The sequence below is a fragment of the Lysobacter sp. N42 genome, assembly GCF_004344885.1.
This window is the reverse complement of record NZ_SKFB01000018.1, coordinates 18,634-30,890: the sequence shown is the minus strand read 5'-3', so window position 1 is coordinate 30,890 and position 12,257 is coordinate 18,634. Positions and strand designations below refer to the sequence as shown.

Annotated in this window: 9 protein-coding genes and 1 tRNA gene; all 10 read right to left on the bottom strand. The window is 68.5% G+C overall.

Features of this window, described 5'->3' with window-relative positions; genetic code table 11:
• Positions 1–111 precede the first annotated feature (111 nt).
• Complete coding sequence (gene rpsO / locus EYQ95_RS18220; RefSeq protein WP_132328948.1) at positions 112–372, bottom strand: 30S ribosomal protein S15; 261 nt, start codon at positions 370–372, stop codon at positions 112–114.
• A gap of 151 nt (positions 373–523) precedes the next feature.
• The gene (gene truB, locus EYQ95_RS18215; RefSeq protein WP_132328946.1) at positions 524–1,474 is read right to left on the bottom strand and encodes a tRNA pseudouridine(55) synthase TruB; all 951 of its coding nucleotides are present in this window, start codon (positions 1,472–1,474) and stop codon (positions 524–526) included.
• Positions 1,475–1,487: 13 nt separating this feature from the next.
• Complete coding sequence (rbfA, locus tag EYQ95_RS18210) at positions 1,488–1,871, bottom strand: 30S ribosome-binding factor RbfA (protein ID WP_132328986.1); 384 nt, start codon at positions 1,869–1,871, stop codon at positions 1,488–1,490.
• A gap of 114 nt (positions 1,872–1,985) precedes the next feature.
• Positions 1,986–4,568 carry a translation initiation factor IF-2 gene (gene infB, locus EYQ95_RS18205; RefSeq protein ID WP_132328944.1) on the bottom strand — a complete coding sequence of 861 codons (2,583 nt, stop codon included), beginning with the start codon at positions 4,566–4,568 and terminating at the stop codon, positions 1,986–1,988.
• Positions 4,569–4,688: 120 nt separating this feature from the next.
• The gene (gene nusA / locus EYQ95_RS18200; RefSeq protein WP_132328941.1) at positions 4,689–6,200 is read right to left on the bottom strand and encodes a transcription termination factor NusA; all 1,512 of its coding nucleotides are present in this window, start codon (positions 6,198–6,200) and stop codon (positions 4,689–4,691) included.
• A gap of 6 nt (positions 6,201–6,206) precedes the next feature.
• Entirely contained in the window at positions 6,207–6,797 is a 591-nt protein-coding gene (gene rimP, locus EYQ95_RS18195; protein WP_132328939.1) for a ribosome maturation factor RimP, read from the bottom strand.
• A gap of 147 nt (positions 6,798–6,944) precedes the next feature.
• Positions 6,945–7,021, bottom strand: a tRNA-Met gene (locus EYQ95_RS18190).
• A 71-nt stretch (positions 7,022–7,092) separates the two neighbouring features.
• Complete coding sequence (nuoN, locus tag EYQ95_RS18185; protein ID WP_207916510.1) at positions 7,093–8,553, bottom strand: NADH-quinone oxidoreductase subunit NuoN; 1,461 nt, start codon at positions 8,551–8,553, stop codon at positions 7,093–7,095.
• Between the two features lie 13 nt (positions 8,554–8,566).
• Positions 8,567–10,096, bottom strand: a complete 1,530-nt coding sequence (locus EYQ95_RS18180) for an NADH-quinone oxidoreductase subunit M (protein ID WP_132328935.1) — start codon at positions 10,094–10,096, stop codon at positions 8,567–8,569.
• Between the two features lie 18 nt (positions 10,097–10,114).
• On the bottom strand, positions 10,115–12,256 hold the full coding sequence (gene nuoL / locus EYQ95_RS18175; RefSeq protein ID WP_132328933.1) for an NADH-quinone oxidoreductase subunit L: 2,142 nt from the start codon (positions 12,254–12,256) through the stop codon (positions 10,115–10,117).
• Position 12,257 lies beyond the last annotated feature (1 nt).

Genomic DNA, 12,257 nt, shown 5'->3' with positions numbered 1-12,257 from the left:
ACGGCTGCCGTGCAGGCGCCGCGGTGTCACCGTCCTGCCGCCGCCGGGGCAGTGCCCGGGGCGCGCAAAACAAGACCGCGGCGCATCGCTGCGCCGCGGTCGGGTATCGTCTTATCGACGCAGGCCCAGCTTCTCGATCAGGGCCTTGTAGCGCTCGTTGTCCTTGCGCTTGAGGTAGTCGAGCAGGCTGCGACGGCGGTTGACCATCTGCAGCAGGCCACGACGCGAGTGGTGGTCGTGCTTGTGCTGCTTGAAGTGCTCGGTCAGCTGCTCGATGCGGGCCGTCAGCAGGGCCACCTGGACCTCGGGCGAGCCCGTGTCGTTGGTGCCGCGGGCGTGCTCGCCGATGATCTTTGCGGTATCGATGGACATCAGTTTTCCTTGAGTCGCGGGACCCGCAGGAACGTTCCGGCACGGAAATCGCCGTGCCGACGCACCGCCTGGTCCGCCGGTTGGTAGAGAGGGGTGCCCGAAAGGGCGCGCGTATTGTAGCCGCCGGCGTCCCGGCCCAACAAGGCAAGCTTCAGGCCAGCCGCCCGGCGGTCGTGCCGTCGAGGTGGAACAGCCGCTGCGGCAGCAGGCGCCCGCCCTCGGCGCGTGCCAGGCCCAGGAGCCGGTGCCCGTCGGCCTTCACCACGACGGGAGCCTCGGGATCGGACATGGCCAGGCCGCTCGCGTCGAACGCCACGGGCTGGCCGTGCGCGAAGCGTCGCGCCGCCTCGGCATCCAGATCGACCGCCGGGAACCCGGCCAGGCCGTCGGCGACCGGCAGCAGATGCGCCATCAGCCGCTCCTCGTCGTCCGCCGCTTCGGCCTGGAGGGTTTCGAGATCGACCATCCCGGGGGTGCGGAAGGGCTCGACCCACAGCCGCCGCAGTTCGGACACGTGGGCACCGCAACCCAGCGACTCGCCGAGGTCGCGGACGAGGCTGCGCACATAGGTGCCGGAGCCGCATTCGACGTGCAGGCGAAGTGCATCCGGCGAGCGCGCGATCACGCGGAGATCGAAAACCTCGACATCGCGCTCGGGCGCTTCGACCGGCAGGCCTTTCCGCGCCATGGCATACAGCCGCTCGCCTCCCTGCTTGAGTGCGGAGTAGATCGGCGCGCGCTGGCGGATCGGGCCGCGAAGCGGCCGCAGCGCGGCTTCGATGTCGTCGTCATCCAGGGGCGGCACCGGCCGTTCGAGCAGGACCTCGCCGGCCGCGTCGTCGGTGTCCGTGGTCCTGCCGAGCCGGGCGACGGTCTCGTAGGCCTTGCGCGAACCCAGCAGCAGCCCGGCGATCTTGGTCGCTTCACCGAAGCAGACCGGCAGCAGGCCGGTGGCCAGCGGGTCGAGGCTTCCCGTGTGCCCGGCCTTCTCGGCGCGGAACAGGTGCCGGACGCGCTGCAGGGCCTGGTTGGAACTCATGCCCGCGGGCTTGTCGAGCAGCAGGATTCCGTCCACGCGACGGAAGCGCGACTTGCGGCTCATGGGGCCGGGCGGCTCAGGCGTCGCTGCGTTCGTCGCCCGGCTCGTCGCCTGCCGGACGGATCTGCTGCAACAACCGGTCGATCTTCTCGCCGCGGTCCAGCGACTCGTCGTAGACGAAGTGCAGTTCCGGCACATGGCGCAGTTTCACGGCGCGCGCCAGCTCGTAGCGGATCTCCTTCGCGGCCTCGCGCAGCCCCTTCACCGCCTCGGCGGAGCGCTCGGGCTGCAGGGCGGTCACGAAGACCTTGGCATGCGCCATGTCGCGCGTGACTTCCACGTCGGAAACACTCACCGACGGCAGGCCAAGCTCGCGCACCGCCTCGTGCACGAGCGTACCCAGCTCACGGCGGAGCTGCGCGGCGACACGGTCGGTGCGGTGGAAGGACTTGGAAGGCACGTGATGGGCGGTTCGTGAGGAGGATGGATGACGGGTAACGCGGAGCGGAACGACCAGCAAGTCCGGCTCGGTCCGTGAACCGCCTTCGCGGATCACGGATCCCGAGCCGGGACGTCACAGCGTGCGCTGCACCTCGATGCGCTCGAAGCACTCGATCTGGTCGCCCGGCTTGACGTCGTTGTAGGCCTTGACGCCGATGCCGCACTCGGTGCCCATGCGCACCTCGTCGACGTTCTCCTTGAAGCGACGCAGCGATTCCAGCTCGCCCTCGAAGATGACCGTGTTCTGGCGCAGCACGCGGATCGGCTTGCTGCGCTTGACCACGCCCTCGACGACCATGCAGCCGGCCACCGCGCCGAACTTCGACGAGCGGAACACGTCGCGCACTTCGGCGATGCCGATGATCTCCTCGCGGATCTCCTTGCCGAGCAGGCCCGACGCGACCTGCTTCACCTGGTCGATGACGTCGTAGATGATCGAGAAGTAGCGCAGGTCCACGCCCTGGTTCTCGATGACCTTGCGCGCCGAGGCGTCGGCACGCACGTTGAAGCCGATCACCGTGGCCTTCGAGGTCGCGGCCAGCTGCGCGTCGGACTCGGTGATGCCGCCCACGCCCGAGCCGATCACGTTGATGCGGATCTGCTCGTTCGACAGGCCGGTCAGCGCGTCGCGCAGGGCCTGCACCGAACCCTGGACGTCGGCCTTGACCACGAGGTTGAGCGTCTGCTGGCTGGCGCCCTCGCCCATCTGGGCCAGGATGTCCTCCATGCGGTTGCCGGTCTGCGCGACGAGGCGATGCTCGCGGCGCTTGGCGTCGCGCTGCTGCGCGACGTCCTTGGCCAGGCGCTCGTCCTCGACGACCACCAGGTCGTCGCCCGCGTCAGGCACGCCCGACAGGCCGAGCACCTGCACCGGAATCGACGGCCCGGCCGACTGTACCTGCCGCCCGCCCTCGTCGAACAGCGCACGGACGCGGCCGTACTGCACGCCGCAGACCACGTAGTCGCCCTTCTCCAGCTGGCCCTGCTGGACCAGCACCGTCGCCACCGGGCCGCGGCCCTTGTCGAGCGAGGACTCGATGACCACGCCCGTGGCGCGGCCGGTCGGAACCGCGCGCAGCTCGAGCACTTCCGCCTGCAGCGTGATGGCATCGAGCAGGTCGTCGACGCCCTGGCCGGTCTTGGCCGAGAGCTCGACCATCTGCACGTCGCCACCGAATTCCTCGGCCACGAGCTCGTGCGCGAGCAGCTCGTTCTTGACGCGGCTGGGGTCGGCGTCGGACTTGTCGATCTTGTTGATCGCCACGACCACCGGAACGCCGGCCGCCTTCGCGTGCTGGATCGCCTCGATCGTCTGCGGCATGACGCCGTCGTCGGCCGCCACGACCAGCACGACGATGTCGGTCAGCTTCGCACCGCGTGCGCGCATCGCCGAGAACGCGGCATGGCCCGGGGTATCGAGGAAGCTGATGACGCCCTTCGGCGTTTCGACGTGGTAGGCACCGATGTGCTGCGTGATGCCGCCGGCCTCGCCGGAGGCGACCTTCGTGCGGCGGATGTAATCGAGCAGCGAGGTCTTGCCGTGGTCGACGTGGCCCATGATGGTCACCACCGGCGGACGCGGCGTCTTCTCGCCCTGCGCTTCCTCGACGTGGGCGATCAGCAGGTCCTCGGCCGTGGTGTCGTCGGCGCGCACGGCGGTGTGGCCGAGCTCCTCGGTCACCAGCACCGCGGTGTCATGGTCGATGGTCTGGTTGATCGTCGCCATCACGCCCATCTTGAAGAGGGCCTTGACCACGTCGCCGCCCTTGAGCGCGAGCTTCTGGGCAAGTTCGGCGACCGTGATGGTCTCGCCGATCGCGACCTCGCGCCTGACCGGTGCTGTCGGCCTCTGGAAGCCGGCGCCGGTGCGCGACTGGTCGAGCTGGCGGCGCTGCTGCGGCCTGCCACCCGGCTTGCCCCGGCCGCCCGCACCGCGGCGCGCACGGTCGGCGGCACTGAGGTGCATCTGGCCGGCGAAGCGGCTGGCGCGGTCGTCGTCCTCGGGGCCGGCCACCATCGCGTGCGAGCCGCGGGTCTTGTGCTTGGGATCGTGGTGAGCGCGAGCCGGCTCGGCTGCGCGCGGCGCGGGGCGGGCGTGGCCGCCCTTGCGGGCCTCGTCGCCGGTTTCGGCGGACGCGGCTGCAGCGCGCTCGGCCTCCAGGCGCGCACGCTCGGCCTCCTCGGCCTCGCGACGGGCGCGCTCGGCCTCCTCGGCGCGACGACGGTCGGCCTCCTCCAGGCGTCGCTGCTCCTCGAGGTTGCGCTGGCGCGACTCCTCGAGCTTGCGCAGGATCTCGGCACGCTCGTCGCTCACCGGGCCCTGCGATGCCGCCGACTCGGCGTCCGGCCGGACCAGCGTGACCTTCTTGCGCACGACGACGTCGACCGTCTGCTTCGCCTTGCCGCCGCCGACCGTGATTTCCTGCTTGCGGCTGCGGTTGAGCGTGATCTTCTTCGGCGCGTCGACCTCGACGCCCGCGTCGCTCTTGCCGTGCGCCCGCTTGAGGAAGCCGAGCAGCTTCACTTTCTCGATGCTGGTCACCACCTGGTCGGGGCCGCTGAACTTCATGCCGGCCTCGGCCAGCTGTTCCAGCAGCTTCTCGACCGGCGTATTGACCAGTTCGGCAAGCTTGCGAATGGTGGTTTGCTGCGACATTCGGATTCCGTTTCTCGTGGCGCGGCCGGAGGCCGTGCGTGAATTCGTGATTCTACCGCGGGGGTGGCGGGGGCCGACCGGCCACCCGCCGCTCACGGCGGCCGCAGCCGCCGCTTCCGCTTACTCGCCGCGCTCCAGGCGCGCGATCTCCTCGGCACGGGCGGCGAGGATGAGCTTCGCCGCGCGCTCCTCGTCCAGCCCTTCGATGCCGAACTCCAGCACCTCGTCGGCGCCCAGCTCGGACAGGTCCTCGCTGGTGCGCACGCCGTGCAGCGCGAGCGCCCGCGCGGTGTCCTCGTCCATGCCCTCGAGCGCGAGCAGGTCCTCGGACGGCTGCTGGCTCTCCAGCTGCTCTTCCTCGGCCAGTGCGTCGTTGAGCAGCGAGTCGCGGGCACGCGAGCGGAGTTCCTCGACGATGTCCTCGTCGAAGCCCTCGATCGCCAGCAGCTCGCCGACGGGCACGTAGGCGATTTCCTCGACCGTATTGAAGCCTTCGGAGACCAGGATGCCGGCGATCTCCTCGTCGACCTCCAGCTTGTCCTGGAACAGCTGGCGGGAGGCGGCCTGCTCGGCCTCGCTCTTGGCCTGCACCTGGTCGGCGGTCATGACGTTGAGCTGCCAGCCGGTCAGGCGGCTCGCCAGGCGGACGTTCTGGCCGCCCTTGCCGATCGCCTGCGCGAGGCGCTCTTCGGCCACTGCGAGGTCCATCGAATGCTTGTCTTCGTCGACGACGATCGACTGCACCTCGGCCGGCGCCATCGCGTTGATGACGAACTGCGCCGGATTGTCCGACCACAGGATGATGTCCACGCGCTCGCCGTTGAGCTCGTTGCTCACGGCCTGCACGCGCGAGCCGCGCATGCCGATGCAGGCGCCGATCGGATCGGTGCGGTTGTCGTGCGCGAGCACGGCGATCTTCGCGCGGTCGCCCGGGTCACGCGCGCAGGCCTTGATCGAGACCAGGCCCTGGCTGACTTCCGGCACCTCGAGCTTGAACAGCTCCATCATGAATTCGGGCGCGGCGCGGCTGATGAAGATCTGCGGGCCGCGCGGCTCGGGGCGCACGTCGTAGAGGTAGCCACGCACGCGGTCGCCGGTGCGCAGCACGTCGCGCGGAATGCCCTTGTCCTTGGGGATGATCGCCTCGGCGTTGCCGCCCAGGTCGACGTAGATGTTGCCGCGCTCCACGCGCTTGACGATGCCGGTCACCAGCTCGCCCACGCGGTCCTTCCACGCGTCCACCACCTGCTGGCGCTCGGCCTCGCGCACGCGCTGCACGATCACCTGCTTGGCGGCCTGCGCGGCGATGCGCCCGAACTCCGGGTTCTCGATCTGTTCCTCGATGAAGTCACCGACCTCGACGCCCTCGACTTCCTCAATGGCATCCATCAGCCGGATCTGGCGGTCGGGCGACTCCATGACGACGTCGTCGGCCACGACCTCCATGCGCCGGAACGTCTCGTAGCTGCCGTCCTTGCGGTCGATCGAGACGCGCACGAGCACGTCCTCGTCGTGGTAGCGCTTCTTGGCGGCCGAGGCCAGCGCGGCCTCGATGGCCTCGAAGATGACCTCGCGCGGTACGCCCTTTTCGTTGGCGACCGCGTCGACGACCAGCAACAGTTCCTTGCTCATCTCGCTTTACTCCGCACGGGACGGCCCATCGGCCGCCGGCTTCTGGTTGGTGTTCTTCTTTGGCGCCTTGCCGCGCCCCCTGGATTCCTTCGACGGCGCATAGCCCAGCGCGACCCAGTCGGGTACCAGGCGCGCCTTCTCGACATTGCCCATGCCGAACGCGATCTCCTGCGGCACTCCGCCCGGGCCTTCGACCTGCACGTGCACCGTCTCCTCCTCGACCTTGAGGATGCGGCCCTGCAGGCGGCGGCGGCCGTCCTGCGGCAGCTTGAGCGTGACCTTGGCCTCCTCGCCGACGAAGCGCGCGAACTGCCCGGCGGTGAACAGCGGGCGGTCCACGCCCGGCGAGGACACCTCAAGCGTGTAGTGGCCGCTGATCGGATCCTCGACGTCGAGCTGGGCCGAGACCTCGCGGCTGACGGACTCGCAGTCGTCGATGGTCACGCTCCGCTCGCCTTCGCCGCCGGGGACGTCGATGTACAGGCGCAGCGTCGCGCCGCCCGGCGCGGGCAGGTATTCGACGCCCAGCAGTTCGACGCCGAGGGCCTCGACCGTCGGCGCGAGCAATTGGGCGATTTGGGTGGCCTTGTCCGCCATGTCCGCCTCCGTGGGCAGGAAACGCCCGAAAACAACAAGGGGCCCGATGGGCCCCTTGTCCGGTACTGCTGGATGTCGGTCGATCGCGTGGAGCCGCGACCGTCGAGCCCAAGCATCGGTTCGAGATACTGCAATCGAACCTGAAGCTGGTAGCGGGGGCAGGATTTGAACCTGCGACCTTCGGGTTATGAGCCCGACGAGCTGCCAGACTGCTCCACCCCGCATCAGGCCGACGATTGTACGGTCGGCACGTTTTCAACGCAAGCCCCGGGACGAACTTCCGGGCCGTTTCGCATCACTCCATGAACGCGCGCTGGCACCAGGCCATCAGCGGATTCCACGCCAGCCCCAGCGCGAGCAGGGAAAGCGCGTTCACGCCGAACACGAGGCGCAGTGGACGGCTGGCCGTGCCGGGCACCGTGGAAGGATCGGGTTCGTCGAAGTACATGGCCTTCACCACGCGCAGGTAGTAGAACGCGCCGACCACCGCGAACACCACGCCCACCAGCGCCAGCCACAGCATCCCGCCCTCGAGCGCCGCACGCAGCACGGCGAGCTTGGCCCAGAATCCGAGGAACGGAGGCAGGCCCGCCAGCGATGCCATCACGCAGAGCACCAGGCCGGCCATCCACGGACTGCGGGCATTGAGCCCGCGGTAGTCGTCGATGCGATCGGCCTCGAAGCCGCGCGAGGACAGCACCACGATGGTGCCGAAGGCCGCGACCGCCATCAGCGCGTAGCTCATCGCGTAGAACATCGCCGCCGCGAAGCCCTGCGCGCCGCCGCCGGCGATGCCGATGAACAGGAAGCCGACGTGCGATACCGTCGAGTAGGCGAGCATTCGCTTGAAATTGCCCTGCACCATCGCCGCCAGGTTGCCGATGGCCAGCGACGCCACCGCGATGATCGCGAACAGCAGGCGCCAGCGATCGTCCAGCCCGCCCGCCCCCACCTCGAACAGGCGGTAGGCCATGCCGAACGAGGCCAGTTTGGGCGCCGAGCCGACGAACAGCGTGACCGGCGTCGGCGCGCCGGTATAGACGTCCGGCAGCCACATGTGGAACGGCGCGCCGCCGAACTTGAAGGCCACGCCAGCCAGCATGAACACCACGCCGGTGAGCAGCAGCATGCCCTGCCCGGTGCCGCCGTCGGCCGCCTGCGCGATCACCTGCAGGTCGAGCGAGCCGGTGGCGCCATAGACCAGCGACATGCCGTAGAGCAGCAGGCCCGAGGCCAGCGAGCCGAGCACGAAGTACTTGATGCCGGATTCGGAAGCGAGCGGGCTGTCGCGATCGATCGCGACCAGCGCGTACGAGCACAGGGCCAGCATCTCGAGGCCCAGGTAGATCATCACGAGGCTGCCCGCCGAGACCAGCAGCATCATGCCCAGCGTCGCGAACAGCACCAGCACCGCGACCTCGCCCCGGTACAGGCCACGCTGGCGCAGGAACGGCCACAGGTAGAGCATGGAGAGCGCCGCCGTCACGAGGATCGCGACCTTGAGCACGTCGGCGGCCACGTCGCGCACGAACATGCCGCCGAGCACCGTGCCCTGCCCGCCCACGCCGGCCAGCACCAGCAGGGCGACGCCGACCAGGGTGGCGACGGCGGCCGCATGCGTCACGATCCGACGGCCCTCGTCGAGGAACATGTCGAGCATCAGCAGGGCGAAAGCGGCGCCCACCAGCACCAGCTCGGGAATGAGCGGCGCGAGGTCGGCGGCGGTGGGCATCGTGGCGATCATGGGTGGCGGTATTCCGTCAGCGGAGTCACAGCTTCGAGGACGCGACCTGGGCCGCGAGCTGTGCGATCGAAGGTTCCATCAGGTCGGTCAGCGGCTTCGGCCAGATGCCCAGCAGCAGCACGCCCACGGCGAACGCGCCCAGGACGAAGGCCTCGCGGCGGTTGACGTCCGTGAGCTCGGCCACCTGCGGATTGCGGATCTCGCCCCAGACCACGCGCTTGACCAGCCAGAGCGTGTAGGCCGCGCCGACGATTAGCGTGATGGCGGCGAAGAACGCGAGCATCGGATGTCGCTGGAAGCTCGCGAGCACCACCATGAACTCGCCAACGAAGCCCGACGTGCCCGGCAGGCCGGAGTTGGCCATGGCGAACAGCACCATGAAGCCGGCGAACCAGGGCATCACGTTCGCCACGCCGCCGTAGTCCCGGATCATGCGGCTGTGCATGCGGTCGTAGAGAACGCCCACGCAGCTGAACATCGCGCCGGAAACGAAGCCGTGGCTGATCATCTGCACCATCGCGCCCTGCAGGCCCAGCTGCGCGGCGGCCGCATTGCCCTGGTCGCGGACCAGGCCCATGGCGATGAACGTGCCGAGCGTGACGAAGCCCATGTGCGAGATCGACGAATAGGCGATCAGCTTCTTCATGTCGTCCTGCACCAGCGCGACCAGACCCACGTACACGACGGCGATCAGGCTCAGCGCGATGGCCAGCCAGGCCCATTCGGCGCTGGCGTCGGGCACGATCGGCAGGTTGAAGCGCAGGAAGCCGTAGCCGCCGATCTTCAGCATGATCGCGGCCAGCACCACCGAGCCCGCGGTGGGTGCTTCCACGTGCGCATCCGGCAGCCAGGTGTGCACCGGGAACATCGGCACCTTCACCGCGAACGCCACGAAGAAGGCGAAGAACAGCCACGTCTGCTCGGTCATCGACAGCGGCAGCGCGTACATGTCGGCGAGCTGCCAGCTGCCGCCCTTCAGGTACAGGTAGACCAGGCCGACCAGCATGAACAGCGAGCCGAGGAACGTGTACAGGAAGAACTTGATCGACGCATAGACCCGGCGCGGGCCGCCCCAGACGCCGATGATGATGAACATCGGGATCAGCATGCCTTCGAAGAAGACATAGAAGAGCATCGAGTCCAGCGCCGCGAACACGCCGACCATGAGCCCCTCGAGGATCAGGAAGGCCGCGTAGTACTGGCTCACCCGCTCGTCCACCGAGCCCCATGCCCCGATCAGCACGAGCACGGAGGTGAACGTCGTCAGGCCGACCAGCGCCGCGGCGATGCCATCCACGCCGAGGTGGTAGCGGATGTCGTACGCGGCGATCCAGCTGCGATCCTCGACGAACTGCATGCCGGGATTGGCGTAGTCGAAGCCGGTGAACAGCGGGATGCTCAGCGCGAGCGTGGCGACGGCCACGAGCAGCGCGAACCATCGCGCGCCGTTGGGGCGCTTGTTGCCGAACGCGAGGGTGGCGGCGCCACCGAGGATCGGCAGCCAGATGAGGAGGCTCAGCAAGGGAAAGGTCCCGTTGAGGGGCGCGGGGGTCACGTGGTCGTCCCTCTCAGATCAGTTCCAGCCGCGGATGACGAAGGCCAGGAGCACGATCAGGCCGACGATCATCGCGAACGCGTAGTGGTAGAGGTAACCCGACTGCAGGCGTCGGGCCAGTCGCGCGACGACTTCGACGATGCGCGCGCTGCCGTTGACGGCGACGCCATCGATCACCGCGCTGTCGATGGCCCGCGACACGCGGCCCAGGCCGATGCCGCCGCCCGCGAAGCCGTCGATCCACAGGTTGTCGAAACCGTACTTGTTCTCGAGCACGCGCACCGGCAGCGCGAAGGTGCGGCGCGCGGCCGAGGCCCACTCGGGCTTGACGAGGTAGAGCAGCGTGGCCGCGAGGAAGCCCATCACGGTCAGCCAGAACGCCGGCGTCTGCACGCTGTGCAGGGCGAGCTGCCACGGGCCGTGCCAGAGCTGGTCCTTCAGGAGCATGACGGTGTCACGCGCCGGCGCCAGGTCGATCGCGCCGAGGAAGAACGGCCACTGCGGGTGATGCCCCGTCCAGTCGGTGCCGAACAGCATGGGCCCGGCGGTGAACAGACCGATGAAGATCGACGGGATCGCCAGCAGGATCAGCGGGACCGTGACCACCCAGGGCGACTCGTGCGGCTCGACGGGACCGTGATGGTCGTGGTGGCCATGGCCGTCGTCGTGCAGGGGCTCGTGCAGCGTCTGGCTGCCCTCGTGCTCCGCGTCGACGTTGGCATGCGTATCCGACGGCACGGCGTGGCGGAACCGTTCCTCGCCATGGAAGGTCAGATAGAGCAGGCGGAAGCTGTAGAACGCCGTCACGAACGCGCCGAGCAGCACGGCCCAGTAGGCATAGTGCGCGATCCAGGACGCACCCTCGCGGCTCGCCGCCAGATGCGCGGCCTCGATGATCATGTCCTTCGAGTAGAACCCGCTGAACAGCGGCGTGGCCACCAGCGCCAGCGTGCCGATGAGGCTGGTCCAGTACGTGATCGGCATGTACTTGCGCAGGCCGCCCATCTTGCGCATGTCCTGCTCGTGGTGCATGCCGATGATCACGCTGCCCGCCGCGAGGAACAGCAGGGCCTTGAAGAAGGCGTGGGTCATCAGGTGGAAGACAGCCGCGGAGTACGCCGAGACGCCGAGAGCGACCGTCATGTAGCCCAGCTGCGACAGCGTGGAGTACGCGACGACGCGCTTGATGTCGTTCTGCACGATGCCGATCAGGCCCGTCCAGAACGCCGTGGTCGCGCCGATGAACAGCACGAAGTTCAGCGCCGTCTGGCTCATCTCGAACAGCGGCGACATGCGCGCCACCATGAAGATGCCCGCGGTCACCATGGTGGCCGCATGGATGAGCGCGGAGATCGGCGTCGGGCCTTCCATCGAGTCCGGCAGCCAGACGTGCAGCGGCACCTGCGCCGACTTGCCCATGGCGCCGATGAAGAGGCAGATGCACGCGACCGTCATCGCGTCCCAGGCCCAGATCCCGGCGGTGGGATCCTGGCCGAACAGCCCGCCGAGCGTCTGGTTGGCGAGCGTCGGCGCGCGGGCGAAGACCGTGCCGTAGTCCAGCGAGCCGAAGGCCATCAGAAGCAGGGCGATGCCCAGCAGGAAGCCGAAGTCGCCCACGCGATTCACGAGGAACGCCTTGAGGTTGGCGAACACCGCCGTCGGCTTCTTGAACCAGAAACCGATCAGCAGGTACGACACCAGGCCAACCGCCTCCCAGCCGAAGAACAGCTGGAGGAAGTTGTTGCTCATGACCAGCATGAGCATGGAGAAGGTGAACAGCGAGATGTAGCTGAAGAACCGGTGGTAACCCGGGTCCTCTTCCATGTAGCCGATCGTGTAGATGTGCACCAGCAGCGACACGAAGGTCACCACCACCATCATCATCGCCGTGAGCTTGTCGACCATGAAGCCGACGTGCGCCTGGAGCCCGCCGACGTCGAACCACGTGTAGAGGTTCTCGTTGAACGGCGCCGCGCCCTGGCCGGCGAGCTGCCAGAGCACCTGCATCGACAGGACACAGCTGACCGCCACGCCGATGATGGTGACCCAGTGCGCGCCGGAGCGGCCGATCTTCCGGCCGAAGAGCCCGGCGACGATGGAGCCGATCAGCGGCGCCAGGACGATGGCGACGAGGATGGACTTGGAAATGGCGTATTCCACA